Source organism: Janthinobacterium sp. GMG1, assembly GCF_034427795.1.
Taxonomy (GTDB): Bacteria; Pseudomonadota; Gammaproteobacteria; order Burkholderiales; family Burkholderiaceae_D; genus Janthinobacterium.
Window position 1 is genome coordinate 167,646 of the sequence record NZ_JAXQNT010000010.1, and the last position, 26,324, is coordinate 193,969.

Annotated in this window: 25 protein-coding genes; 8 read left to right on the plus strand and 17 right to left on the minus strand. The window is 64.8% G+C overall.

Going from position 1 to position 26,324, the window contains the following annotated elements; genetic code table 11:
• Positions 1–2: 2 nt before the first annotated feature.
• Positions 3–770 (plus strand): SDR family oxidoreductase, encoded by a 768-nt coding sequence (locus tag SJI03_RS23365; protein WP_322428790.1) that lies wholly within the window; start codon positions 3–5, stop codon positions 768–770.
• On the opposite strand, the gene SJI03_RS23370 is transcribed toward SJI03_RS23365, so the two are convergent.
• From SJI03_RS23370 to SJI03_RS23405, 8 genes are all read right to left on the minus strand, one after another.
• Entirely contained in the window at positions 698–1,687 is a 990-nt protein-coding gene (locus tag SJI03_RS23370; protein WP_322428791.1) for an NAD(P)/FAD-dependent oxidoreductase, read from the minus strand. The genes SJI03_RS23365 and SJI03_RS23370 overlap by 73 nt on opposite strands.
• Positions 1,674–2,126, minus strand: coding sequence for an Rrf2 family transcriptional regulator (locus SJI03_RS23375; RefSeq protein ID WP_322428792.1), 453 nt, complete (start codon positions 2,124–2,126; stop codon positions 1,674–1,676). Before SJI03_RS23375 ends, SJI03_RS23370 begins: the two co-directional genes overlap by 14 nt.
• A 113-nt stretch (positions 2,127–2,239) precedes the next feature.
• Positions 2,240–3,640, minus strand: coding sequence for a cytochrome c (locus SJI03_RS23380; RefSeq protein ID WP_322428793.1), 1,401 nt, complete (start codon positions 3,638–3,640; stop codon positions 2,240–2,242).
• On the minus strand, positions 3,637–5,247 hold the full coding sequence (locus tag SJI03_RS23385; protein WP_322428794.1) for a GMC family oxidoreductase: 1,611 nt from the start codon (positions 5,245–5,247) through the stop codon (positions 3,637–3,639). The genes SJI03_RS23380 and SJI03_RS23385 overlap by 4 nt, the downstream gene beginning before the upstream one ends.
• Before the next feature lie 9 nt (positions 5,248–5,256).
• Positions 5,257–5,781, minus strand: a complete 525-nt coding sequence (locus SJI03_RS23390; RefSeq protein ID WP_322428795.1) for a sugar dehydrogenase complex small subunit — start codon at positions 5,779–5,781, stop codon at positions 5,257–5,259.
• Positions 5,782–5,809: 28 nt separating this feature from the next.
• Positions 5,810–6,976 (minus strand): porin, encoded by a 1,167-nt coding sequence (locus SJI03_RS23395; protein WP_322428796.1) that lies wholly within the window; start codon positions 6,974–6,976, stop codon positions 5,810–5,812.
• 338 nt (positions 6,977–7,314) lie between these two features.
• Positions 7,315–7,770, minus strand: a complete 456-nt coding sequence (hpaR, locus tag SJI03_RS23400; RefSeq protein WP_233516081.1) for a homoprotocatechuate degradation operon regulator HpaR — start codon at positions 7,768–7,770, stop codon at positions 7,315–7,317.
• A 167-nt stretch (positions 7,771–7,937) separates the two neighbouring features.
• Positions 7,938–8,981 carry a LacI family DNA-binding transcriptional regulator gene (locus SJI03_RS23405; protein WP_322428797.1) on the minus strand — a complete coding sequence of 348 codons (1,044 nt, stop codon included), beginning with the start codon at positions 8,979–8,981 and terminating at the stop codon, positions 7,938–7,940.
• 114 nt (positions 8,982–9,095) lie between these two features.
• Between SJI03_RS23405 and SJI03_RS23410 the strand changes: the two genes are divergently transcribed.
• The gene (locus SJI03_RS23410) at positions 9,096–10,283 is read left to right on the plus strand and encodes a phytanoyl-CoA dioxygenase family protein (RefSeq protein WP_322428798.1); all 1,188 of its coding nucleotides are present in this window, start codon (positions 9,096–9,098) and stop codon (positions 10,281–10,283) included.
• Positions 10,284–10,294: 11 nt separating this feature from the next.
• Here the strand turns inward: SJI03_RS23410 and SJI03_RS23415 are convergent, their stop codons facing one another.
• Complete coding sequence (locus SJI03_RS23415; protein WP_322428799.1) at positions 10,295–12,286, minus strand: glycoside hydrolase family 3 protein; 1,992 nt, start codon at positions 12,284–12,286, stop codon at positions 10,295–10,297.
• Positions 12,287–12,508: 222 nt separating this feature from the next.
• Between SJI03_RS23415 and SJI03_RS23420 the strand changes: the two genes are divergently transcribed.
• A complete protein-coding gene (locus SJI03_RS23420; RefSeq protein ID WP_322428800.1) occupies positions 12,509–13,549 on the plus strand; it encodes a helix-turn-helix transcriptional regulator in 1,041 nt (346 codons plus the stop codon).
• Positions 13,550–13,553: 4 nt separating this feature from the next.
• Here the strand turns inward: SJI03_RS23420 and SJI03_RS23425 are convergent, their stop codons facing one another.
• From SJI03_RS23425 to SJI03_RS23450, 6 genes are all read right to left on the minus strand, one after another.
• Entirely contained in the window at positions 13,554–14,645 is a 1,092-nt protein-coding gene (locus tag SJI03_RS23425) for a porin (protein ID WP_099377358.1), read from the minus strand.
• A gap of 22 nt (positions 14,646–14,667) precedes the next feature.
• Positions 14,668–15,312: a maleylacetoacetate isomerase gene (gene maiA, locus SJI03_RS23430; RefSeq protein WP_322428801.1), complete on the minus strand. Its 645-nt coding sequence runs from the start codon at positions 15,310–15,312 to the stop codon at positions 14,668–14,670.
• Positions 15,309–16,664 (minus strand): aromatic acid/H+ symport family MFS transporter, encoded by a 1,356-nt coding sequence (locus tag SJI03_RS23435; protein ID WP_322428802.1) that lies wholly within the window; start codon positions 16,662–16,664, stop codon positions 15,309–15,311. Before SJI03_RS23435 ends, maiA begins: the two co-directional genes overlap by 4 nt.
• A 64-nt stretch (positions 16,665–16,728) precedes the next feature.
• Positions 16,729–17,436: a fumarylacetoacetate hydrolase family protein gene (locus SJI03_RS23440; protein ID WP_322428803.1), complete on the minus strand. Its 708-nt coding sequence runs from the start codon at positions 17,434–17,436 to the stop codon at positions 16,729–16,731.
• Positions 17,437–17,457: 21 nt separating this feature from the next.
• The gene (gene gtdA, locus SJI03_RS23445) at positions 17,458–18,510 is read right to left on the minus strand and encodes a gentisate 1,2-dioxygenase (protein WP_322428804.1); all 1,053 of its coding nucleotides are present in this window, start codon (positions 18,508–18,510) and stop codon (positions 17,458–17,460) included.
• Positions 18,507–19,721 (minus strand): 3-hydroxybenzoate 6-monooxygenase, encoded by a 1,215-nt coding sequence (locus SJI03_RS23450; RefSeq protein ID WP_322428805.1) that lies wholly within the window; start codon positions 19,719–19,721, stop codon positions 18,507–18,509. The genes gtdA and SJI03_RS23450 overlap by 4 nt, the downstream gene beginning before the upstream one ends.
• Positions 19,722–19,866: 145 nt before the next feature.
• Between SJI03_RS23450 and SJI03_RS23455 the strand changes: the two genes are divergently transcribed.
• Positions 19,867–20,763, plus strand: coding sequence for a LysR family transcriptional regulator (locus SJI03_RS23455; RefSeq protein WP_322428806.1), 897 nt, complete (start codon positions 19,867–19,869; stop codon positions 20,761–20,763).
• A gap of 6 nt (positions 20,764–20,769) precedes the next feature.
• Here SJI03_RS23455 and SJI03_RS23460 read toward each other — a convergent pair whose 3' ends face one another.
• The gene (locus tag SJI03_RS23460; protein ID WP_099377364.1) at positions 20,770–21,165 is read right to left on the minus strand and encodes a winged helix-turn-helix transcriptional regulator; all 396 of its coding nucleotides are present in this window, start codon (positions 21,163–21,165) and stop codon (positions 20,770–20,772) included.
• 162 nt (positions 21,166–21,327) lie between these two features.
• Here SJI03_RS23460 and SJI03_RS23465 point away from each other — a divergent pair, with 162 nt between their 5' ends.
• The 4 genes from SJI03_RS23465 (at position 21,328) to SJI03_RS23480 (ending at position 23,656) form a co-directional block, all read left to right on the plus strand.
• Positions 21,328–21,900, plus strand: a complete 573-nt coding sequence (locus SJI03_RS23465; RefSeq protein ID WP_322428807.1) for an FMN-dependent NADH-azoreductase — start codon at positions 21,328–21,330, stop codon at positions 21,898–21,900.
• A gap of 93 nt (positions 21,901–21,993) precedes the next feature.
• Positions 21,994–22,281, plus strand: a complete 288-nt coding sequence (locus tag SJI03_RS23470; protein ID WP_322428808.1) for a putative quinol monooxygenase — start codon at positions 21,994–21,996, stop codon at positions 22,279–22,281.
• A 77-nt stretch (positions 22,282–22,358) separates the two neighbouring features.
• Complete coding sequence (locus SJI03_RS23475; protein WP_322428809.1) at positions 22,359–22,925, plus strand: hypothetical protein; 567 nt, start codon at positions 22,359–22,361, stop codon at positions 22,923–22,925.
• On the plus strand, positions 22,922–23,656 hold the full coding sequence (locus SJI03_RS23480; RefSeq protein WP_322428810.1) for a hypothetical protein: 735 nt from the start codon (positions 22,922–22,924) through the stop codon (positions 23,654–23,656). The genes SJI03_RS23475 and SJI03_RS23480 overlap by 4 nt, the downstream gene beginning before the upstream one ends.
• A 190-nt stretch (positions 23,657–23,846) precedes the next feature.
• Here the strand turns inward: SJI03_RS23480 and SJI03_RS23490 are convergent, their stop codons facing one another.
• On the minus strand, positions 23,847–26,300 hold the full coding sequence (locus SJI03_RS23490; protein WP_322428811.1) for a penicillin-binding protein 1A: 2,454 nt from the start codon (positions 26,298–26,300) through the stop codon (positions 23,847–23,849).
• Positions 26,301–26,324: the final 24 nt, after the last annotated feature.

Genomic DNA, 26,324 nt, shown 5'->3' on the forward strand with positions numbered 1-26,324 from the left:
TCATGCAAACCCCAGCCACCACCAGCACCTCTTTACCACTGCAAGACAAGATCGCGTTTGTGACGGGCGGCTCGCGCGGCATCGGCGCCGCCATCGTACGCCGCCTTGCCAGCCAGGGTGCCAACGTCGTCTTCACGTATCAAAGTTCCGCCGCCGAAGCGCAGGCGCTGGCCGCCAAAGTCGAAGCGGCAGGCGGCAAGGCCCTGGGCGTGCAAGCCGATGCGGCCGACGCCAGCGCCCTGACGGCCGCCATCGACAAGGTGGCGGCGCAGTTCGGCCGTGTCGATATCCTCGTCAACAATGCGGGCGTGTTCCTGCCCGGCGCCATCGACGACTTTTCGCTGGCAGACTTTGACAAGACCTTGAACGTCAACGTGCGCGCCGTGTTCGTCGCCATCAAGGCGGCCGTGGCGCACATGCAGACGGGCGGGCGCATCATCAACATCGGCAGCACGAATGCGCACCGCATGCCGTTCGGCGGCGCGGCTGCCTATGCCATGAGCAAATCGGCGCTGAGCGGCCTGACGCAAGGCCTGTCGCGCGACCTGGGACCGCGCGGCATCACCATCAACAACGTGGAACCTGGCCCCGTCGCCACGGACATGAACCCGCCGACGGGCGACTTCGCCGACCTGATGCACGGCCTGATGGCCCTGCCCCGCCATGGCACGGCCGATGAAATCGCCGGCATGGTGGCCTACCTGGCCAGCGCGGAAGCGGCTTTCGTCACGGGCGCCGGACTGAAGATCGACGGTGGTTTTGCCGCCTGATCGAGTCCGAACAGCAGCGAACGGTGCGCCGCCACGCCTGCCATGGCGCCGTCGGCCACCGCGAACGCCACGCTGCCAGCCATGCGGCCCGCGTCGCCGCAGCAAAACACGCCAGGCACGCTGCTGGCCTTTTGCTCGTCGGTGCGCACGAACGGTCCCATGGGTCCCTCTTCCAGCAAGCAGCCCAATTCGCCGGCCAGGGAACTGGCCAGGCGGGTGCGGGTCGCCACGAACAGGCCGGCCATCGCGTGGCGGCTGCCGTCGGCCGTAACTACGTCGGCCACGCCGTCGATCCGCGCCACGGGCGTGCGCACCAGCTTGACGCCGCGCGCATCGAGCTGCGCCAGCTGCGCCGCATCCGGCTCGAACGCGCCATTCAGGAAAAAAGTGACCGTGCCCCAGTCGGGCAGCATCAGGGCGTGGTGCATGGACAGGGGGCCGGTGGCCAGCACGCCGATGGCGCCCTGCTCCAGTTCATAGCCGTGGCAGTACGGGCAGTGAAAGACGCTGCCGCCCCAGCGCTCGGCCAGGCCATCGACGGGCGGCAGTTCGTCGATCACGCCGGTGGCCAGCACCAGGCGGCGGCCGTGCACGACATTGCCGTCCGCCAGGGTCACGTCGAAGCCATCGCCATCACCGCTCGCCACCGCTTGCACGGCCGTGCCGTCCAGCCATGTGACGCTGGCATACGCCATCAACTGCGCCTTGCCTTCGGCCGCGATGGCGGCCGTGCCGCTACCGTCCTGAGTCAGGAAACCGTGGGAATGGCTGGCGTAGCGGTTGCGGCGCCGGCCGCCGTCGATCACCAGCACACGTCGGCGGGCGCGCGCCAGTTGCGTGGCGGCGGACAGGCCCGCGTAGCTGCCGCCGACGATGATGGCATCGAACGGAATGCCAGGCGATTCAGGAATGTGCATGCGGTGCTCCTTTGTGGGTGGCGTATTGTTGGCTGAAACGGTCAGCCAGGTCGGCCAGGGTGACGGCGCCGAAGCGCCGGATCAGCAATGCCTCGGCTTCGTCGAAGGCGCCGGCCAGCGACTGGTTGACCACTTGTTCGACCAGGCAGCCCGGCTGATCGACGCGGTTGCCCATGGCGAAGATGGTGGGCGAACCCACGGCCACGTAGATGTCTTGCAGGGTCACGCTGCGCAAGTCGCAGACGATGCGCCAGCCGCCGCCATGGCCCTTGATGGACGCCACGTAGCCGCGCTCGCGCAAGCCGGCCATCACGCGCCGCACCAGCACGGGGTTGGTGTCCAGGTAGCCGGAGAGTTCCTCGGACGTCATCGGGCGTCCCGCGTGGGCCATGTGCAGCAGCACATGGAGGATCGATGATAGTTTGCTGTCGCGTCTCATGTAACTAATGATAGTACATAATCTATGCAGATGCAATTGAGTTGCGATTTTTGCGGCATAAAAAAAGGGCCAGACTTTGCGGCCTGGCCCCAGCTTATGCGATCAATTCACGCTTACACCGGCTTGCGCCGCCGTCCCCGCCACCATACCAGCAAGGCCAGCAACACCAGCACGCCGACGATGATGCCCGCGCGGGCCAGGCCGATCAGGTTTGACGGCGCGCCGCCATTGCGCAAGGTCGTCACCTGTTCCGCCGTCACCTTGATGGCGGGATTGCCGTACATCTTCAGCACGTAATTGCCCAAGGTGACGATCTGCTCGTCCGACAGGGTCTGGCGGAAGGCAGGCATCAAATGACCCGCATGGGCACCCCTGCCATCCTGCCGCTCGACGCCATCGAGGATCGCCATCACCAGGTTGTTGCTGTTGCTGCGGCCCGTCACCGAGTTGTGGAACAGCGGCGGCAAGCTGCCGTCGAAACTGCCCTCGCCCCTGGCCTGGTGGCAGCTGGCGCACTGCGCATCGTACAGCTGCGCGCCCGACATCCTGTTCAGATTTTGCGGCAGCGGCACGCCGCGTATGCTGCTCAACTCGTCGCCCGCCTGGCCCCATTGCGTCACAGGCTTCACGTCCGCCTTGTCGCGGATGGCGGGCACGCTCTTGATGTAGTGCGCGATGGCGTTCAAGTCCGCATCGCTCAGGTGCTTCAGGCTATGGTCGATGGCTTCGGCCATCGGTCCGGCCGCCTGCGCCTTGTTGGCCGCGCGGCCCGTGCGCAGGTAGCCGGCCAGTTCCTGCTGGCTCCAGCCGCCCACTCCGCTGTTGGCGTCCGACGTGATGTTCGGCGCGTACCAAGTGCCCAGGTCGGCCCCGCCCAGCTCCTTCGACAGTTGCTCGGCCATCAGCGCATTGCGCGGCGTGTGGCACGTGGTGCAGTGGGCCAGGCCTTGTGCCAGGTAGGCGCCGCGGTTCCACTCCATGCTTTTCGACGCATCGGCCACGAAGGGCTTCTTGTCGAGGAAGAGCAGATTCCAGCCCGCCATCGACAGGCGGATGTTGAACGGGAACGGCAAGTCCGTCGTTTGCGCCGGCGCCGTGTCCACCGCCGCCACGCCATGCATGAAGTAGGCGTACAGGGCGGCCGTATCGTCATCCGTCACCTTGGCGTAGGCCGTGTAGGGCATGGCCGGATACAGGTGCGCGCCATCGGCCCGCACGCCATGGCGCACGGCGTCGGAAAACTGCTTGAGCGTGTAGTTGCCGATGCCATGCGTTGTCGACGGCGTGATGTTGGTGGCGACAATGGCCCCCAATGGCGTGGCCAGGGCCAGGCCGCCCGCCATCGGTTTGCCGCCAGGTACGCTATGGCAGGCGATGCAGTCGCCCGCCGTGGCCAGGTAGCGGCCACGTTCGATCGACTGCACGTCCGCGCCCGGCGCTTGCGCCGCCAGCACCGGCAAGGCCGCAAGGGATAGCAAGGCGGCACCCGCCGCCAGTCGGTAGGCCGCCATCATGCCGTTCCTCCCTGCTGTTCATCGAGGATGTGCTTGACGGTGCGCAGCGCCACGGCCAGGCCGTTTTCCGTCGAATTGCAGGTGCCGGACGTGGGCAGCACGCCGGTGCTGCACAGGAACAGGTTGGCATGATCAAACGTGCGGCCCCACTGGTCGCACACGGCCTTGGCCGGGTCGGAACCCATCGACAGGGTGCCGCAGATGTGCTGGTTGTTGGCGAACACGCCTTCCTTGCTGTGGCGCAGATTGGTGCCGCCCATCAGCTTGGCGATCTGCTCGAAATCCTGCTTCGAACGCTCGTGGCCACGCTTGGTGTACTCATCGATCGCATAATGCGCCTGCGGCTTGGGGATGCCCATGGCATCCTTTTCACTGCTGAGGGCAATGCGGTTTTCCGGGTTCGGCAGCACTTCCAGCACGTTTTTCAGGCTCATTTCACGGGCCGAGCGGAAACGCAGCTGCTGTTCGAACTCTTCGCCAAACACGCCCTTGCCGATCAGTTCCCTGGTGGCGCCATCGACTCTCGAAATGTTCGTGAAATCCAGGCGGTACGGCGAATGCTGGCTGCGGAAGTCGCCATCGCGCATGGTGTTGATGGAATTGGGGCTTTGCGGGCCCCGGCCCAGCCACAGGTCTTCATCGGCGTCGAAGGTGATCGAGGTGCTCGGGTGGTCCATCAGGTTGCGGCCTACCATGTCGCTGCTGTTGGCCAGGCCGTTCGGGTATTTCTCCGAAGCGGAAACGAGCAGCAAGCGCGGGCTTTCGATGCCGTTGGCCGCCAGAATAAAGGTCTTGGCCGTAACGCGGTGGCTCTTCTTGTCGACGTCATAGTACAGCGCGGCCGTGATGCGGCCCTGCGCATCGTGTTCCAGCTTGTAGACGTTGGCGTTGCAGACGATCTTGACGCCCGCGTCTTCCGCCTGCTGCGCGGCGATGCCGCCGTGGTATTGCGCGTCGATAGGGCAGATCGGCTGGCAGCTGTTGTTGCCGCAGCAGGCCGGGCGGCCATCGTAGCTGGCGCTGTTGCGCGCCACCGTGTTGCCGACGACCTTGAACGACGGGTCGAGGCGTTCGCGAATGCGGCGCATGGCGTACGGCTCCGTCACGGGCTCCATCGGGAAGGCCTGCTTGCGCGGCGAACCCGTATTGTCGGCACCCGAGACGCCCATGATTTCTTCCGCTTCCTGGTAGAACGGTTCCAGATCTGCATAGCTGATCGGCCAGTCGACGCCCACGCCATACAGGGTATGGATGCGGAAATCGTTCGGCACATTGCGCCACGCCTGCGCGGCCCAGTGCCACGAGGTGCCGCCGAACTGGCGGATGTATTCGGCCGGGTACGGATACGGGCCGGCCTGCACCAGGTGGCCGTTATCCTTCGGCTGGTAGATCGGGTGCGGCGCCGTGGCCACCGACGGATACGGCGACATCCAGTCGCTGCGGCGCGTCGTGTTGCGGAAACGGGCGACGATTTCGCCGCGCGACACGCGCGGCCCCGCTTCCAGGATCAGCACCGAGGCACCCGCCAGCGCGAGCTTGCGCGCGGCCAGGGAACCGATGATGCCGGAGCCGATCACGAGGTAATCGGCGGAGAGTTCTTCAGCCATGATGGCTCCTTAAATTGGTTTTCTGGCCCAGCTGCCGTAGGCGCCGTAGGAATACGTGGGAGGCTTGAGCACGTCGGCCACGACGGCAGCGTTCAGCGCCTGCTCGTAGGCGACGCAGACGGCCGCCTCGCCCGTGCCGACGATGCCCAGGTACCAGGCGCTGGCGATCTGGCGCGGCAAGGCCGCCAGCGGCGACTGGGCCGGATCGAGCCCGTCGAGCGCTTCCTGCAGGCCGGCCGCCTGCAAGCCCTGCGCGTTGATCAACGCCAGCAGCGCGCGCACCTTCGCCGGGAAGGCGGCGTCCTGCGCCACCAGTGCGTCATACAGGCGCTTGGCCAGCACGGGGTCGAGCACCTGGCGCCCGACCAGCATGGCCGACACGCCCAGGAATGCGCCCTGCTCCGCATTGGCGACCGGTGCGGCCAGCGCCCAGGGAATCAGCGCCGCGGCCGACGCCGACAGCAAACCGGCCAGCACCATGCGGCGGCCGGGATTCAGAGGGCCGCGGCCCTCCTTGTGATATGTAGCGTCCAATTGAAGCTCCCGTGAGTTCAGCAACCGTTCAGAAAGAATGCTTGAGACCGACCATGACCACCGTCTGCCCGCCATTCGACGACGGCGTGCCGTTTTGCGAATCGCCGACCGAAGCGACGGCGTTGACGATGGCGCCGTCCTGGCCCAGGGTCTGGCCGCGCGCCAGCTGGCGCGCTTCGATCAGGTAGATCGCCGTGCGCTTCGACAGCGCATAATTCTGTTCGAACGACAGCTGGCGGTAGCGCGCGCGGTCCGACACGCCGTTGGCGTGGCTGGCGAAGGTGTCGCTATAGCCGGCGGACAGGAACCATTGCGGCGTCAGCTGGTAGCTCGAGATCAGGCCGGCCGTGTTGAAGATGGCCGTGTCGCAGAAGGCCGAGCGGCTGCCCGCCTGGTATTGCACGTTGCTGGCGTTGGCGCCCACCATCCACTTGCCCATGGTGTAGCGCGCGCTGGCGGCGATGAACGCGATGCTTTCCGCCGAGGCGTAGCCCTGGTTGATGGCGGAGATGCCAAAGCTGCCCGATGCGTTGTCGCTCCAGCCGGCGCCATTCTGTCCATTTTTCAGTTTCAGGTAGCCGAGCGCGAATTCGGCCGGCGCAGTGCTGTATTTGACGGCGGCGCTGAAGCTGCTGCCCACGGCATTGCCGTCGGCCGCCTCGCCAAAGCCGTATTGTGCGCTGGCTTGCAGGCCACGCCAGGCGGGCATGCTGTAGGTGACGGAATTGCTGATGCGCACGGTCGTATCAAGGCCGTCGATATCGCCCGGGTGGGCGCCGGTGGCTCCCGTCAAGACATTGCTCGACGCCAGCGAGCCCACCAGCAGGTAGTACGGCGTGTACTGGCGGCCGGCCGTCACGCTGCCGTAAGCGGTCGATTGCAAGCCCACGTAAGCCTGGCGGTTGAACAGGGTACCGGCGGAACTCATGGCGCCCGTGTCGCTTTCAAAACCGTTTTCCAGCAGGAACAGCGCCTTCAGGTCCCCGCCCAGGTCTTCCACACCCTGGAAACCGATCTTGCTGGCAGACAAGTTACCGCTGCGCATGTAGGTATTCGACTTGCCGCCCTGGTTGCTGGCGTAGGCGGTGGCCGCATCGACGACGCCGTAAATGGTGACATTGCTTTGGGCGCAAACGTTTGCGCCGATGAGCGTGGAAATGGCCAGCGCCGCAGCGCGCATGCATGGTGTATTCATTTTTTTCCTGACTTTCCTGTTTTATCTGGCGAAATACGGGCGTGGCGCCGCGTTGCCGCCCCATCCATTGATACGGGCGTCCGCTGTTCTTCTTGATTTGGATCAAGTGAGGCAAATTATACGCTTATTTACTAACATGTAAGTAATTGACTGTAAGGCGTAGTCTTATAGCAAAACTTTCTTGTGTCTTATAGCAAAATCGGCAGGCGTGCGGCCGCACGCCCCGCAACGTGCGGAAATACGCGGAACAGATATGGGGAAAGCAGCGGCGGCGCGTGTCGGAAAACACGCGCCCTGTGGATATCCAGGCAGACAGAAAAACGGAGGAACTGGGAAGTTCAGCGCAGGATGGCGGGCGCCACCGGCAAAGTTTCGAGGGCAATGAAGGCTTCCAGGGTGCGGCGCATGTCTTCGAACACCTGCTTGCCATAGGCCGCTTCCAGGTGGGCATATTGCAGGTCGATGAGCTTACCCATCTGCATCAGCAAACTGGCGCCCGCTTCCGACAGGTGCACCTTGCGGCGGCGCTGGTCGCCTTCGAACTTGCTGCGCCCGATCAGGCCGATTTCTTCCATCCGCGCCAGGATGCCGCTCATGCTGGGACTCGATATCTGGCAGATCTCGCACAGCTCGCGCGGTTCCAGGGTCGGACTTTCATTCAGCGCGCGCATGATGCGCCACTGCTGCTCCGTCACGCCGAAGTGATTGAGGATGGGACGGAAATGCTGGAGCAGGCTGTCGCGGGCCTTCAGCAGCAGTTGCGGCATGTTCGGATAACGGATCGGTAGCTGCAAGCGGAACTCCCTGGATGGCCGGCAAATGAAGGTCATTATACGGCCCGCCCAGTGCAAACGGCAGGCTGGCAACGATGTATTTTTCGCTACGCCCGTCCTTCCGCCGCTATCAGCGCGCCGTAACAGAGGTAGCGGCTCACCATCAGTTCGAGCGGAGAAAACGGCAATCAAGTCAGGCAATTCAACGCGGGCAGATTCCACGGCGTGACCACCTGGATGGAGGACAAGGGCGCCGGCTGCGCCAGGGCCGGCAGCGCGCCCTGCGCCCGCAGCACCTCTTGGCAGGCGCGGCGCATGTCCTGGCCCAGGTCATGGTGCAGCACGGCCTGGATGGCGCCCGACTTGAGCAGCGCCACGTTGTCCGCGTCCAGGTCATGACCGATGAAGACCTGGCAGGGCCGGTCCGCCTGCGCGAATGCCCGCACGATGGCGGCATTGCCGCCGCCGATCGAATAAACGGCGGCGATGGCGGGATGCGCGGCCAGAGCCTGGCGCACCAGCGCGCCCGTGGCGCCATCGATGCCGTGGCCTTCGCTCACTTCGACGATGGATAAATGGCGGTGCCGTTCGCGCAGCGCGCGGCGAAAGCCGATCTCGCGCTCTTCCTCGCCATGAAAGCGGTTGCTGCTCAGGGTCACCAGCACCTGCTGTTTCTTTCTCGCGCTGCCCAGCCACTGGCCGATCAGGTAAGCAGCCGTCTCCCCTGCGGCGCGGTTATCCATGCCCACATAGCTGCGGCGCGCGGACGCTGGCAAGTCCGTCACCAGGGTCACCACGGGGATGCCGGCCGCAGCCAGCCGGCCCACCGCCTCGGCCACGGGCGGCAAGTCCGGTGCTTTCAGCAGCACGCCGTGGCTGCCGTTCTTGCGGATGCGTTCGAGCTGCTCGACGATGCCATCCACCTCCAGGGTTTCATGCAGGTGAAAGCGCGAGCGCAGCACGGCCGGATGCAAGGATGGCAGCTCCGCCTCCAGCGCTGCACGTACGGCGTCCGTAAAGCGGCGCGGCGCCACCATCAGCACGTCGAGCATGAATTTTCTGCCGGACAGGCCCACCTGCGTGCTTTGCCGCGCCAGTTCATCGAGCGCCTGCATCACGCGGCGCACCGTATTGGCATGCACGCCGCCGCGCTGCTTGATCACGCGGTCGACGGTGGCCACGCTGACGCCGGCCTGCAGCGCCACGACCTTGACGGGAAACGGATGCGTCATGCCATGTCCATTCTATTAAATAACTTTTTGATGGTTTTTTGATGGATTTCCTGATGAAAAAAGCGGATTTTCATCCCTATACTGATTCTACAACTTAAACAACGGAGACACCGCATGATCACCCAAGACGCCGCGCCGCCCGCGCCCTTCTGGCTGTCGCAGCAAGACTGCCAGCTCGATGACTTCATCCGCACCGTCAGCCAAGGCACGGCGCTGGCCGACTATCCCCACGCCACTGCGGTGAAAGAAAATATTCTCGTCTACGATTGCGACCAGGTGCGTGCACTGGCCGCCAGCAAGGCGTCGCTGCGCGCGCTGCAGGCTGAATGGGGCAAGGCGCTGATGGATGGCCCCGGCGTCATCGTGCTCCAGCGCGCCATCGACGACACGGCGACGCTGGAACAGGTGAGCGGCGTGTTTCGCGCACTGATCGCCGAACAGCACGCGAGCGGCCAGGCGGGCGGCGACCATTTCGCCAAACCGGGCGCGAATGACCGTATCTGGAACGCCCAGCAAAAACTGTGTCTGCGCGCGCCCGAAGCGTTCGCGCGCTATTACAGCAATCCCGTCTTCGCGTGGATCGCCGAGGCCTGGCTCGGTCCCGCCTACCAGATGACGGCGCAAGTGAACGTCGTCAACCCGGGCGGGGCGGCCCAGGCGCCGCACCGCGACTATCACCTGGGCTTCCAGAGCGCCGCCAGCTGCGCCGCCTATCCCGCGCCCGTGCACCAGATGTCGGCTCTCCTGACCTTGCAGGGCGCCGTCGCCCACTGCGACATGCCGCTGGCATCCGGCCCCACCCTGTACCTGCCCTATTCGCAGCGCTACCAGGCCGGTTTCCTCGCCTGGCAGCAGCGGCCTTTCCGCGACTATTTTGCCCGGCATTGCGTGCAGCTGCCGCTGTCACAAGGCGACGCCGTCTTCTTCAACCCCGCCCTGTTCCATGCGGCGGGCCACAACCGCTCGCCCGACATCCGCCGCATGGCCAACCTGCTGCAAGTGTCGTCGCCGTTCGGTCGCGCCATGGAAGCGCTGGACCGCCGCGCCATGAGCGCCGCGCTGTATCCGGCCCTGCAGGCCTTGCGGGCAGAGGAAACCCTGTCCGCCGATGGGATTGTTCACGCGATTGCCGCCTGCGCAGAAGGCTATGCCTTCCCCAGCAACCTTGATCGTGATCAACCGATCGGCGGCATGGCGCCGCCCACGCAGCAGCAGCTCATGCACGAAGCGCTGGCGCAGGACTGGCCCGCCGCGCGCTTCCTCGACGCGCTCGACAGCCAAGCCTGGCGCCAGCAAGCCTGAACAGCAGCGTTTTAGTACGCCAGCCCGTAGCCGAACTTGTACAGCGGATGGGCCGTGTCATACGGCACGTCCGATTTCTGCACCTGCACTTCGGCCATCGACGAAGGCAGTTCGAACGGCAGCTTGCCTTGCGGCTTGGCCTTGCCCGTCAGGACATCGAACAGCGCGCCGTCGCTCACGCCGAAGTTGGCGAGGATGGCGCTGGCCTTGTCCTCCACGTTGCCGAGGATGGCCGGGCGGTCCAGGTACACGGTGACCACCGTCTTCGGCGCGAACTTCGCCGCGTTCTTGATCGCCTCGTAGTCGGCGTCGCCATCGACATAGTTCAGGCGCCCTTCGTGCTGCATGCTGCCGAAGATGTAGTTCGGATGCAGGATTTCATACGGCGCGGCCACGCGCAGCAGGGCCACGTCCGCTTCCTGCGGCGTGGCGACCACCGTGTAGCCATACTGCTGCGCCACGGCCGCATCGATGCCGTACAGGTAGACTTTCTTGACGTTGGCCGCCAGCGGCAAGACCTTTTCCTTGTTCTCCAGCAGAACCAGCGAGCGGCGCTGGGCCTCCAGGCCTGCCTCGATGAAGTCCGCCTTGCCCACCGTGGTGGCCGCCTTGGCCGCATCGACGAACGGATGCTCGAACAGGCCCTGCTTGAATTTCTGGATCAGGATGCGCCGCGCCGACGCGTTGATGCGCGCTTCCGTCAGCTGGCCCCGCTGCACGGCTTGCGTCAGGTAGGGCGCTTCCGTCACGCCGCCAAACTGGTCCATCCCGGCCGTCACGGCCTTGACATAGCGCTCGGCCTTGGTGGCGTCTTCCATGCCCCACGGCGTGCCGAAGCCGATGAAGGAAGGCGCCACGCCCGGCGCCGTGCCATTGCGGCAATTGGCGTCGCAGTCGGAAGTGATGCCCCAGTCGGACAGGATCACACCCTCGAAGCCGTATTTTCCGCGCAGCAGATCCGTCAGCATGGTCTTGCTGAAACCGGCCGCCACCTGCTCCAAGGTGATGCCGTCGATGGTGATATTGCCGTCCGGCAGAGCGTAGGTCGGCATGACGGAGGCCGCCTTGGCCGTGAACGCGCCTTCGAACGGCTTCACGTGGTAGGCAAAGTTGTTGCCCGGGTAAGTCATGTAGCGGCCATAGTAATTGTGGCCGTCGTAGCCCTCTTTCGTGGCGCCGTAGCCGACCCAGTGCTTGACGACAGCTACCACGCTGCCGTCATGCAGGCCCGTGTTCCCATCCTGGAAGCCCTCGATATAGTGCTGCACCATGCGCTTGGCCAGATCCGCATCTTCGCCAAAGGTGCCGTTGATGCGCGACCAGCGCGGCTCGGTGGCCAGGTCCGCCTGCGGCGACAGGGCCTGCGTGATGCCGACGGCCAGGTATTCCTGGCGCGCGATGTCGCCGAAGCGGCGCACCAGCGCATCGTCGCCGATGGCGGCCAGGCCCAGGGTTTCCGGCCACTGGGAAAATCCCTTGGTGCCGGCGCTGGCGCCCACCGTGTACTGGAAATGGTGGCGCGGGTCCGTGCTGATGGACACGGGAATGCCATGGCGCGAGGTTTCGCTGATTGCCTGCACCTTGTTGTACTGGGCCGCCATATTGGCCGTATCGCCCGCCATGCGGGTAATGAAGGTGTTGACGTACTGCTTGACGATCAGGTCTTGCAGGGCCGTCAAGTCATACGCGCCGCCCAGGCCGATGCCGGAAGGGTCGGACACGGTGGGCGCCGTGCCATGCATCATCAGGCCCGCTTTTTCATCGAGGGTCATGCGCGCCAGCAGGTCGTCGGCACGCGCTTCGGCTGGCAGGCGCCAGTCTTCATACGGGTCGATCTTGCCGTTGCGGTTCATGTCTTTGAAGGTATAGCCGTCGACCTGGATCTGGCTGTAGGTGGTGGCGCCAAACACGGGCTGCGTGTATTGCTCGCTGCCGTTATTGCCGCAGGCGGCCAGGGCAAGCGTGGCGACGCAGCCGGCGACCATGCGGGCCATCGGTTTCATAGTGCAATTCATCATTATCTCCAAGACTGTTTTTGTAGGTATCCGGGTGGCATCAGGGCCAGCCCGAAATCAATATAGCGTGAGAATGCGTGAGTTTCTTGACCGCACAGCACGCGTTTTATACCCGCGAGAACAATTTTTGGTTAGACGGCATGACAACCAACAATCTCCTACAAAGTGCTAATATTTGTGAAAAATTACTACAACAAGCAGGAGACACCCTTGCACAAACCCGATACGCGCACGGTTTCGAACCGGATTGCGCAGCAATGCGCGCGCGCCATGCAAGCCGATGGGCACGACCCCGCCGACTTCTTCCGGCAGACCGGCATCACGCCGGCGCAGCTGAACGAGCCTGGCGGGCGCATCAACGCCGAGCGGCACCGCCGCATGACGGCTTATGCGCAGCAACTGCCGCAGCACCGGGCGATTCTCGACCTCGACGTGACGCACTGGTTCGCGCATTACTCCGGCATCGCCCACGTCTGCTTCAACCGCCCCACCCTGCGCAGCGCGCTGCACGAGCTGCTGCACTTGCGGGGCCTGATCGGCGAATTCGACTTCATGCTGATGAGCGAAAATGGCACGCGCATCGAGATCGAATACCTGTCCGAGTTCTGCCCGCTGGGAGGCGCCATGCAGGCGCTGGCCAATTTCCGCATGCTGTCGCTGGTGGCGCGCGCCTACGACGATGGCGCGGCCACCGCCTTCCATGCCGGCTTCCATGGCAAAGCGCCGTGGTTCGCGCCGGCCATTGCCGAGTGCTTCGGCGCCGCCGCCACCTTTGGTCAGGCGCGCAACACGCTGACGTTTGACGCGCCGGCGCTGGACCGGCCCTTCGTCCAGTTCAACGCCATGCTGGCGCCGCACGCGCTGCGGCACGCGCAGGGGCAATTACAGCAGTTGCAGGGCGCGCAGCTATTTTCGGCCCGCGTGGAGCAAGCCATCATCGATCTGCTGGGCCGGCAAGGCGCAGGAGATGCCGATAGCGCCGCGCTGCTGCCGGCCCTGTGCGACGGCCTGGCGATGAACCGCTGGACCTTGCAGCGCCAGCTGCAGCAGGAGCAAACATCGTTCCGCGCACTGGAACTGCGCGCCAAAAGCCGCGAATCGCGCCGTTTGCTGCGCGAAACGAGTCTGAGCGTGGTGGAAATCGGCGAACGCCTGGGCTTTTCCTCGCAAAGCGCGTTCACCCGCTTCTTCAAGACCCAGTTCGAGCTGCCGCCGGCGCGCTACCGGCACGACATGCAAGGCAGCTCATAGGACGTCAGAAGAAATGGCGCACGCCCGCCATCACGCCATTCTGCGTGCGCCCCGCACCCACCGTGCCGCCCGCGTCCAGCGCCACGGCCGCCGCGCCATCGTTGTCCATGCGGCCGATGGCGCCGTAGATGGCCGTGCGCTTGGACAGGTGATAGGTCAGGCGCGCGGTGGCCAGGGTGGCATCGTTCGGGCTGTCCTTCACGGCCAGTTTGGCCACCTGGCCGTCAAGCACCAGCGCTGGCGCGAGCGGCCAGGCGGCGCCCACATACAGCAGTTGCGAGTCGACGGCCCCCCCGGCGGCCCGGATGGTGCGGTCGATGATGCCGCCGCCGATTTTCAGTTGATCAAACATGGCATAGGCACTGGCGATCACGCGGCGGTCGAAGTGGCGGCTCGACGTGAGGCCGTTGGCCGCGCCTGCGTTGCCGTACATGATGTCGTACGACGCCGTGGCGCCGTCGCGGCCCGTGTCGTAGCCCAGCAAGGCGGTAATCTGGCGGCAGGCCTTGGCATTGCCCGCCACTTCGCCCGCGCAGCCCGTAGCTGCCGGCCCGCCCGCCGCCGAGGCATCGCGCCCCAGGCTGTAGGTGGCGCCCACGGTCACGTCGGAAAACGTGCCCAGGTAACCGATGGCGTTGTCGCTGCGGGCGTTCGGCAGGTACAGATCGAGACTGCTGATGGAAAACAGGGCCGGCCCCATGATGTCGGACTTTTGCGTGGCCCAGAACGACATGTTCATCTGCCGCCCCAGCATCACGCTGCCATAGCGGCCCTTCAGGCCCACCCACGACTGGCGGCCGAACAGTCTCCCGCCTTGCCCCGCGACGCCCGTATCGACGCCGAAGCCCGATTCCAGCGCAAAGATCGCCTGCAAGCCACCGCCCAGGTCTTCCACGCCCTTGAAGCCGAAACGCGACGGCAATGAACCGGTCAAGGTGGGCATCTTGGTGACGCTGTCGCCGGCCGCGTTGGCATTCGTCGTGTAGGCCAGCGAACTGTCGAGCACTCCATACAGGGTGACGCTGCCTTGCGCATAGGCGGTGCTGCAGGCGCACGTGCCCAGCAGCGCCATGGTGATGGCGTTGATTTTTCTCATGCTTGTCTCCGTTTATTGTGGTTTATTCTGCGTCTGGCTGCGCATCGGGGTGCGCTTCGCGAAATGCCGGCAGCGCCTCGCAGTGCGCGACGATGCGGCGTATCGTGGGATACGGCGCCAGGTCGCACTGGAAGCGCAGCGCGTTGTATACCTGCGGCACCAGGCAGCAATCGGCCAGGGTGGGCGTGTCGCCATGGCAGAAGCGGCCCGTGTGGGGACTATTTGCCAGTTCCGCTTCCAGCGCGGCCAGGCCCAGATGGGTCCAGTGCTGGTACCACGCGTTTTTCTGCGCCTGCGACAGGGCCAGGGGTCCCGTCAGGTAATTGAGGACGCGCAGGTTGTTGAGCGGATGGATGTCGCAGGCGCACACCATGGCCAGCTGACGCACGCGGGCGCGGCCCAGGGCATCGGCCGGCAGCAGCTTTTTCCCCTCCTGCGTCTCGTCCAGGTATTCGATGATGGCCAGTGATTGGGTCAGCACGGCGCCGCCGTCCTCCAGCACGGGCAGCAGGTGCTGCGGGTTCAGGCTGGAAAACGCCGGCGTAAACTGCTCGCCGCCATTGCGGCTCAGGTGCACATACGCCGTGTCGGGATGCAGGTTTTTCAGGTTCAGCGCGATGCGCACGCGATAGGACGCGGAGCTGCGGTAATAGCCATGCAATTTCATACGGTGCTTTCTTTCAGGGTGACAGGAACGGCGCCGGCGGCATTCCGGGTGCGCATCAGGCGGCCCATGGCCAGCAAGGCCAGGGACGCCAGCACGGCGGGAATGGCCAGCAAAAAGAAGATGGTTTCGTTATCAAGTTTCAGGGTCAGCATCAGGCCACCGGCCATGGAGCCGAGCACGGAGCCGCTGCGGCCCACGGCCGCGGCCCAACTGACACCCGTGGCGCGGCTCGATGTCGGGTAAAACGCGGCGGCCAGCGCATTGGCGCCCACTTGCGAACCACTGACGCCAAAACCCACGCCAAACACGGCCAGCACCAGCAAGGCCAGGCTGCTGCCCGACAGGGCCACGACGATGATGCAGCCGGCGGCCGCAAGGTAGGCGATGCTCAGTACTTTATGGGGACTGTAGCGGTCCATCCAGCGGCCCAGCATGATGGCGCCGACGGTGCCGCCCACCTGGAACATCATCGTCACGAGCGAAGCGTTCGACAAGGACAGGCCATTACCGTTGAGCAAGGTCGGCATCCAGCTCGACAGCAGGTAAATGATCAATAAACTCATGAAAAACGTTGACCACAGCAGCAAGGTGCCGCCGAGCACGCCGGGGCGGAACAGTTCCGCCATGGGCGAACCGGCCAGTTTCTTGTCGCTGACGACGAGGCGCGGCAAGACGGCCAGGGTGGGTGCGATACGGCGCATGATGGCCTGGCTGCCGTCGCGCCCCTTCAAGACCAGCCAGCGCAAGGACTCCGGCAGCGCCAGCAGCAGCACTGGCACCAGCAGCAACGGCAAGGCGCCACCCAGCATCAGCACGCCGCGCCAGCCGATCAGGTGCAGCAGTTGCGCCGACGCCAGGCCGCCCAGCGCGGAACCGATGGTAAAGCCGCAGAACATCATGGTCACGAGGCCGGAACGGCGCTGCTGCGGGCAGTATTCGGACGTCATGGTCACCGACGTGGGCATGGCGCCGCCGAGGCCCAGCCCCGTGAGGAAGCGCAGCACCAGCAGCATGGTCAGATCCGTCGACCAGGCCGACAGCAGGCTGGCCGCGCCGAAGAAGGCCACGGAGACGATCAGCACGGGACGCCGGCCATAGCGGTCGGCCAGGGGTCCGAACAGGAACGACCCCGCCATCAGGCCAAACAGCCCTGCGCCGAACAGGGGCGCCAGCGCGGCGGGAGTCAAGCCCCACTCGGCGCGGATGGCCGGCGCGATGAAGCCGATCGAGGCCGTGTCGAAACCGTCGATGGCGACGATCAGAAAGCATAGCCAGAGGATCAGTTTCTGGTAGCGGGAAAACGGGTGGCTGTCGAGGAAGTGCTGGACGTCGGTGCCGGCGTGGGTAGTCATTATCTTGTCTCCGTTGTTATTGTTCGCTTGGGCTGCGCGATCTGTGCCGCGCTGGCCCGGTGGTTTACTTGACGGCGACGGTGATCGGCGTCAAACCGTCTATGCGCGCATCCATCGTCTGGCCGGCGGTGACGGCGCCCACGCCTTCGGGCGTGCCCGTCATGATGATGTCGCCCGGCTGCAGTTCGAACAGGGTCGACAGATTGGCGATGACTTCATTGACGGACCAGATCAGGTGCGTCAAATCGCTTGTCTGCACGACCTTGCCGTCGACTTCCAGCACGATGGCGCCCGTGGTGATCTCGCCGGACGCCGCGATGGGCGTGAGCGCGCCGATGGGCGCCGAATAGTCGAAGGCCTTGCCGATTTCCCATGGCCGCCCCTGTTCGCGCATGCGCATCTGCAGGTCGCGCCGCGTCATGTCCAGGCCCACGCCATAGCCGAAGATGTGCGACGCCGCGTCCTCCAGGGCGATATTGCTGCCGCCCTTGCCGATGGCGACCACCAGTTCGATCTCGTGATGGTAGTTCGACGTCTGTGCCGGATATGGCACGGTGGCCGTCACGCCGGGCGGCACGGGTACGACAGACTTGTCGTCATTCGGCTTGCAAAAGAAGAATGGCGGTTCGCGGTCCGGATCGAAGCCCATTTCGCGCGCATGGGCGGCGTAGTTGCGGCCCACGCAGTAGATGCGGCGCACGGGAAACTGGCTGTCGCCGCCGACGATGGGCAGGCCGGCGATGGCTTGAGGGGCGAAGATGAAGTTGGTCATGGTGAAATCCTGTGTGAAAAATCAATCGGTCAAAAACTGCTCGCGCAGTACGCCCATGGCAAGCTGCACTGGGCGGTCGGAAAAACTGAACAGCACGACGTCGTCCAGCGGGCAGTCGAAGGAGACAAGGGCCCACGACGGCACGACGAAGGTGTCGCGCGGGGCGAAGTCAAACACCTGCGCGTCTATCGTCACCTTGCCGCGGCCTTCGACGACGCTGTAGACGGTGCCGTCCGTGCTGCGCGCGCGCTTGCCGGCAAACCCTTTCGGCAGCAGCTGCAGGAAGGTGGCCATGGTGGGCATGGGCGAGCCGCCCGTCAGCGGATTCGTGTAGCGCAGCTTGTAGCCGTGCCAGTCGTCGATGGCGTCCGTGCGCGACAGCAGCTCCAGCGCCTCGCGCGAACGGGCATACGGGTAGTTGAAGATGGGCGAGGTCGCGCCCTGGTGCAACTGCTTCACGGGCGCCATGTTGCAGCCGTAGCGGGCCAGGCTCTGGCCTTCCGGGCGGGTGACGGTCTGGCTGTCTTCCGTGTCGTTTTCCGCGAAACCCGAGTCGAAATAGCGCAGCATGGGAATGTCGAGGCCATCGAGCCACACCACCGGCTCGCAGACGCCGTCGATACCCAGGTTGCCATGGTCATGCCAGGTCCAAGACGGCGTGATGATGAAGTCACCCGGGTGCATGGTGGTGCGCTCACCCGCCACCGTCGTGTAGGCGCCCTGCCCTTCGATCACAAAGCGCAACGCGGACTGGCTGTGGCGGTGCGAGGGCGCCACTTCACCCGGCAAAATCAGCTGCAGGCCCGCGTACAGCGATTGCGTGATGGACGCGCGGCCAGACAAGGCCGGATTTTCCAGCACCAGCACGCGGCGCACGGCTTCGTGGGCCGTGATGACTTCGCCGGCGCGCGCCAGCTGCGGCGCGATGTCGGCATAACGCCACAGGGCGGGAGCATACGGCGCCGTCGGATGGGGCGGCACGAGGGTGTGCAAGGATTGCCACAGCGGCGACAAATGCATGCCGCTCAGGGCTTCATATAAAGCTTCGCGTTCGGGCGTTTGATGGGAAGTCATGCTGCCTCCTTCTCGGTGGTGGCCAGACAGGTTTGCGCCGTCCAGCCATACAGCCAGGCCAGCGCCTCATAGAATTGCGCGGGCGTGCGACCGCGCCACAGGTCATTGCGCACCAGGCGCTCGACGCCTTTGACGTGGTACAGCCGGCCCATCTCGCGGGCCGACAGCACCACGCGCGCCGTGCGGGCGATGCGCGAACGCTGGTACAGCTGGAAGGCGGCAGCCATGTCGAAGTCGCATGCACGCACGGCTTCGCCCAGGGTCACGGCGTCTTCCAGCGCCATGCAGGCGCCCTGCGCCAGGTATTGCAGCATCGGGTGGGCCGAGTCGCCCAGCAAGGTCATGCGCTTCGTGCTCCAGTTGGCGACGGGGTCGCGGTCGGCCGTGCTCCAGCGTTTCCATGATGTCGGCTTGTGCAGCAGCTGGCGCGGCTGCGCATGGACGCCGTCGAAGTAGGACAGCACTTCTTCCTTGCTGCCGTCCGTGACGCTCCATTCTTCCTGCTCGCGGCTGTGGAAGGTCACCACCAGGTTGTATTGCTCGCCATTGCGCAGCGGGTAGTGCACGAGGTGGCAGTTCGGCCCGGCCCAGACAACGGGCGCGTTCCAGCGCAAGTCGGACGGCATGTCGGCCGCCGGCACCACGGCGCGGTAGACCACATGGCCGGAAACGCGGACCTGGTCGCCCACGATGCGCTCGCGGATCACGGACTTGACGCCGTCGCAGCCAATCAGCGCATCGGCGCGGAAGCTGCGCCCCGCCGCATCCTGCACGGTGACGCCGTCCGCATCTTCCACCACGTCCGTCACCTGCGACGACGTCACAAAGGTGATCAGCGGCGAAATGCGCACGGCGTCGAGGATGGCGCCGTGGATGTCGGCGCGGTGGATCACGGCATAGGGATTGCTGAAGCGCTCGCGGAAGGCCGCGTCGACGACAAAGGTGCCTACCTCGGTCGCGTCGACGGCGTCCATCATCACCAGGCGCTCCGTGAACACGGCCTTGGCACGCGTGCGTTCGCCCACGCCCAGGGCATCGAGCGCGGCGAAGGCGTTGGGCGCCAGCTGGATGCCGGCGCCGATCTCGCCCAGCGCCGACGCCTGTTCCAGCACGGTGACGGCCAGCCCCAGGCGCGACAGGGACAGCGCGGCGGCCATGCCGCCGATGCCGCCGCCGACGATCAGCACGGACGGCTTGTGGGTATGTTCCATTTCTTTCCTCCAATTGATCTGTGTGCTTGCGCGATGCACGTTTGCCGTGCTCTGGGTATGGCAAGCAGTGTGCCGACAGGTCAATATTTGGTAAAGCGATGGAATACAATAGCCACAATCAAGTTTTTAAATAATGGTGCTCCCCATGTCGCGCTTCGATATCGAATTGCTGTTCATCTTTGACGAGATCTATAAAAGCCGCAATGTGACGCGCGCGGCGGAAAACCTGGGCTTGCCGCAATCGACGGTAAGCATCGGCCTGGGCAAGCTGCGCACGCATTTCGGCGACCGCCTGTTTGCGCGCACCTCGAAAGGCATGGAGCCGACGCCGCGCGCGCAGAACGCGGTGCAGGACGTGCGCGCCGCGATCGCCGCCTGGCAGCATGCGCTGGCCGACCAGCCCGTGTTCGACCCGGCCGCCAGCACGCGCGAATTTGCCATCTGCATGACGGACATCAGTGAAATCGTGCTGCTGCCCACCCTGCTCAACCATCTGCAGCAGATCGCGCCCGGCATCACCTTGGACGTGTCGAAGATCGCCACCGACACGCCCGAGCGCCTGGAGGGAGGCGAAGTGGACCTGGCCGTGGGCTTCATGCCGCACCTGGAATCGGGGTTTTATCAGCAAAAACTGTTCGACCAGCACTTTGTCTGCCTGGTGGCCAGCAGCCACCCGCGCATCCGCGACACGATGACGGTGGAAGAGTTCCTGCAGGAGGGGCATATCGAAGTGAAAAGCTCGGGCACGGGCCATTCCATCGTGGAAAAAGTACTGGCGGCGGCTGGCGTGCAGCGGCGCATCGTGCTGAAACTGCCCAGTTTCCTCGGTGTGTCACGCATCGTCGCCGAAACCGAGTACATCGTCACGGTACCGTACCGCTACGCGCTGCAGATGCAGGACCACGAAGCGTTCCGCATCCTGCCCCTGCCCGTACAACTGCCCAGCTTTTCAGTCAAGCAGCACTGGCACGAGCGCTACCATGAAGATGCGTCGAACCGCTGGCTGCGCCAGACGATGGCGCAGCTGTTTGGCGCGGCTTGAGGTGACTTATTCGCCGGACAGCAAATGGTTCGCCGTCCGGGCGTCAAACGCCAGCCGCGCCGCATCGATGGCGTCGCGGTGGCCATGGGCCCAGGCGCCCAGCGCGCTGATGGGGATCAATAGCGAGCGCCCCAGGTCCGTCAAGGCGTAGTCGACGCGCGGCGGCACGGTGGGAAACACGGTGCGCGTCACCAGGCCGTCGCGCTCCAGCCCGCGCAAGGTCAATGTCAGCATGCGCTGCGAGATGCCGCCGATCAGGCGGCGCATCTCGTTGAAGCGCTTGGTGCCATTGCCGAGCAAGATCACCACCATCACGCTCCATTTGTCGCCCACGCGGGTGAGGATGTCCGTGATCGGGCGGCAGGAATCGGCCACGCCCGCATGGCCGCCTTCGTCGCGCATGCGCCGTTCCAGCTCCGCTCCTTGCGCGGCGGCATCGCCAATAGTCACATCCGTGTGCCCCAGTGTGGAAAAAGTGCCTTCTTGTGCGTTCATTTGATAGTCACTATATTTAACTCGGTTACAAAAGCATACCACCCGATCATACCACCCAAGAAGGCCCACATGAACATCCTGCACATCGATTCGAGCATCCTCGGCGAGCATTCCCTCAGCCGCCAATTGTCCTCCGCCATCGTCGCCCGCCTGCAAACGGCCGCGCCCGGCGCCACCGTCCAGTACCATGACCTGGCCGCGCAACCATTGCCGCAATTTACGGCAGCACCGAGCGCCGCCGACGGCCTGGCGCTGGCTGGCGCGCTGGAGCAAGTGCTGGCCGCCGACGTCATCGTCATCGGCGCGCCCATGTACAACTTCGCCATCCCCAGCCAGCTCAAATCGTGGCTCGATGCGCTGGCCGTGCCCGGCAAAACCTTCCAGTACGGCGCCAACGGCCCCGAAGGTTTATTGGGCAGCAAGCGCGTGATCATCGCCTCGACGCGCGGCGGCTATTACGGCGCCGACACGCCGATGGCGGCCCTGGAACACCAGGAAAGCCATCTGCGCGCCTTCCTCGGTTTCCTCGGCGTCACGCAGATCGAGATCGTGCGCGCCGAAGGCGTCAAGGTCAGCGACGCAGCCAGGGCGCAAGCGTTGACGGGGGCCTTCGAGCAGATCGGGGCGCTGCAAGCCGCGTAAGGAGTGCCCGCTGCGCCGCAAGCCGTCGCGGCGCAGCCGGCAAGGAAGCGCCAGATGCGCTAAGCTGCTGGCACCCCAACCACAAGGACCACCATGACCCTGATCGTCGTCGCCACCATCGATGCCCAAACTGACCATATCGACGCCGTGCGCGCCGCCCTGGAAGCCGTCGTAGTACCGAGCCGCGCGGAAAGCGGCTGCCTGCGCTACGAATTACACCTCGACAACAAGATTCCTACGCGCTTCATCATGCTGGAAGAGTGGAGCAACCAGGACGCGCTGACGGCGCATTACGCGACGCCCCACTTCAAGACGCTGGTGGCCGCCGTGGGCGACAAGACCGTCAAGATCGACGTGGCCGAGTTGAGCAAGCTGAAGTAACGGCCGGCACTGCGCTAGCGCGTGGCCATATTGGAAAGTTGCCATCTATAATATGGCAACTTTTCTTTATGGTCATCATGACACCATTTTCCAAGATACAAGGCGCCCTTGCGGCCGCCGCCCTGATCCTCTGCGCCGGCGCGTCGGCGCAAGCTCCCCTGACCAAGCTGGTGGGCGAATACAATCTTGCCTCGTCGGCAACCGTGCCGGCCAGCACCTGGGGTTACTCCAAAGGACGCATTTCGGTCAAGCAACTCGACGAGCGGCACCTGCTGATCGCCCTGTCCTGCGAGTGGAAACGCGAGCCGAAGGCAGTCTGCGGCGATTATTTCCACGCCCAGCAGCGCGACGACGGCCTGTATCTGCAGGACATGAATACCTTCGCCATGCGCGTGTACTTCGATCCTGCTTCACGCAAGCTCACCATCATCTCGCGCGGCGCCGACGCCAAACAGAGCGTGCGGCACGACGTGTTCGCCGCCACGACGGCGCCGCTCACGGATCCCGCTTTGGTACGGCGCATGAAGCGCGAACTGTCGAATGCCGACAGCAAGGAAAACCGTCGCGTGTTCGGGTCCTACACCAAGTGGGATTACCAGGAAAACCGCATCGAATTCCAGCGCCAGGACTTGACGACGCCATGATGCCGCGCCTGATCCAGCCCCTGCGCCGCCAGCTGCTGCGCCTCGCCGGCGTCCTGCTGTGTTCGCCCGTACTCGCACGCGCGGCAGACAATGACCTGCCCAGCGCCGTGCGTCAGCGCATCCTGGCCACCCTCGACGCTCCGCTGCCCACGGTGCTCAATGTGCAGCATCTGGCGCTGATACGGCGCTTCAACATCGGCTGGTCGCCCGTGGAAAGCGGCGCGCCCATGCTCAATCCGGCCTACCCGCTGGGCAAGGGCGATACCCTGCAACTGACCATGCAGGCCATTGCCAGCAAGGATGCGGCGCTGGCCGCGCAGCGCCTGATGGAGGCGGCGCTGCTGCTGCCCCACTTCGTGCAGATGGCCGACCTGAAGCCTGGCAGCTATGCCAACGGCAAGGTACCCTTCGCCCTGACCAGGCAGCATGTGACACTGCTGCGGCAACAGTCGTGGATGCCGCTGGAAATGCTGGGCATGGCGGCGGAAGACTACCTGGCCGAAGGCTATTGGCCCACTCCGTCCGTCGACGGCAAGCGGCCGTATGGCGACTTCACAAATTACCCGGTGGAAATGGCGCAGGTACTGGGCCTGCCAGTGCGCAAGGAAGCGAACGGCAACCTGGCCATCACGCCCGCGCTGCGAGCGGAACTGAAAACGCTGCACCAGCAGACCATGGCCGCGTTGCAAGTGTTCGTGCGCGAAGCGGGGTTGCGGCGCAATACGGTGTAAAAAGATAGGCAAGAACACAGGCTGGCCAGCTAAGCCTGAGCCGCCGCCTGCCGTATCAGCACTTCGGCCGGAATACCCAACTCCTCATGCAGGCGGCGGATCGTCGGCAGGGTCAGCTGGCGCGTGCCATTGAGAGAATCTCGTACACGCGGTTCAGGCCGATCAGAGAACTTCGCCAGGCTCTCGCCGCTCAGCCTTGCGGCACCGGCTGCGGCATAGGAGCCGGTGCGGGAGCCGGCTCCTGCACCGCCTTGCCATGCGACTCCTGCCCGCCCTCGCCTTCGGCCGGCATGGCCAGCGGCGCCGGCGGCGCGCCCTCTTGCAGCAAGTCACCCGGCTCTTCCACCGGTTCATCCTCGGGCTCGTCGACCGGCTCCACGTGGCGCGGCGGCGGAGGTGGCTTGCCGCCGGGGAAGATGGCGTCGCGCGACAGTTTTCCCGTGTCGAGCGCCGTCTTGAAGAAGTCGCCCACCACCAGCACGGCGTTGTGGCCGCCCTGGCCCCAGTAATTGCTGCGCATGGTGACGCGCGCGTCATTGAAGCCGACCCAGGCGCCGCCCACCAGTTCCGGATGCATCAAAATAAACCAGCCGTCCGCATTGTTTTGCGTGGTGCCGCTCTTGCCGGCCACGTCGGAGCGGATGCCGAAGCGGCTGCGGATGGCCGTGCCCGTGCCGCGGTCGATGACGCCGCGCATCATGTCCGTCAGGGTGGCGGCCGATGCTTCCTGCATGGCGCGCTTGGGCTTGTCTTCGCCGAAGCGGGCGATGACCTTGCCTTCGCGGTCGGTGATGTGCGTGACGACAAACGGCAGGCGCGCTTCGCCCTGGGCCGCGATGCTGGCGTAGGCGTTGACCATTTCCAGCAAGGTGACGGGACTGGTGCCCAGCGCCAGGGACGGCACTTTTTCCAGCTTGCTGTCGCGAATACCCAGCGCGCGCGCCAGCTTGATGATCGGCGGCAAGCCCACGTCTTGCATCACTTGCGCCGTGATGGTGTTTTTCGAATACACGAGACCGTCGCGCATGGTCATGTCGCGCCCCGTGGTGCCGCTCATGTCCGTCGGGCGCCAAATCGTGCCATCGGACGCCTTGATATCCATCACGGCATCGCGGTAGACGTGCTCGGGACTCAAGCCCTTTTCCAGCGCCGCGCCATACACGATGGGTTTAAATGTGGAACCGGGCTGGCGCGCCGCCTGCGACACGTGGTCGAATTGTTCGCGCGCAAAGTCGCGGCTGCCCACCCAGGCGCGCACGGCGCCCGTGGCAGGATCCATGGCCGTAAAACCCGCTTCCAGGCGGGTCTTCGACTTGCGCAGGGCCGCCATGAAGGCGCGGTCGCCCTTCAGCTGTGCCAAAGCCGCCTCCGGCGTGCCACCGGCGGCCGTCAGCTTGCGGTAGTCACCCGACTCGCGCACGAAGGCGTCAAGCAAGGCCGGGTGGGATTTCCAGAAATAATCGAAGGGCACGCTGCCGCCCTGCATGCCCGCGTACATGCCTGTCGAGGTGGACGACGGCACGCCCGCGCGGCTCCATTCCACGTCGGCGATCGCCTGCAAGGCATTCGCCTGGCGTTCGACGGCGCGCTCGGCCGCCTGCTGCAAGTCATGGTCGAGCGTGGTGTGCACGATCAAGCCGTCACGCTCCAGGTTGTAGTCGTTCTCGTCGGCCCAGTCGATCAGCCACTTGCGCACATAGGCCGTGAAATGGCTGTCCGATTGCGCCCGCTCGCTCTGGCGCTCGAAATGCAGGCGCAGCGGACGCTTGATCAACTGCTTGTAGCGCGCCTCGTCGATGACGTCATGCTTGCGCATCTGCCCCAGCACCACATTGCGCCGCTGTAAAGAACGTTCGGGATTGCCGACCGGATTGTAGTAATTCGTGCCCTTGAGCATGCCGACCAGGGTGGCGCTTTCCAGGATATCGAGGCGCGAGGCTGGCTTGTCGAAATAGGTACGGGCCGCCATTTCGATGCCGTAGGTGTTGTACAGGAAAGGCACAGTGTTCAAATACGCTTCCAGGATTTCCGTCTTGCTGTAGGTGGCCTCGATTTTCAGGGCCGTGATGAGTTCCTTCAGCTTGCGGTTCAGGTTGCGCGAGCGGCCGATTTCCTCGGGGAACATATTGCGCGCCAGTTGCTGCGTGATGGTGGAACCGCCCTGGGGGTTGCCGCTTGCGGTGTGCAAGACGGCGCCTGCCGTGCGCGTGAAATCGATGCCGTGGTGGTCGTAGAAACGGTGGTCTTCCGTCGAGATCAAGGCGCTGATCACGTTCGGCGAAATCTGCTTTAACGTGACCCGTTCCTGCAAGCCCTGGTCGAAGCGGGCCAGTTCCTCGCCATCGGCGCTGACCATGGTGCTCGGCGCGGCCGCGCGCGCCTGGCGCAAGTCGTGGATGCTCGGCGTCAGGGGAATCAGCAGCAGCATGTACAAGGTCAGCAGCGCCAGCACGGCCAGGAAAGACCATAGCCCCAGCACCAGCGCGCGCCGCACGGGCGGCAGGGTCATCAGGTGCGCGTGGCCGCGCCGGTACAGCGCCACCGCCTTTGTCCACGTCACTCCCGCCACGCGCAAGGCTTGCGCGCACGCCCATGTCCATGCCTGCCGTGCTTTTTCCTGAAACTGCTCCATGCCTGATGCCATGCTTGTAACCTTGTCTGATGCCGG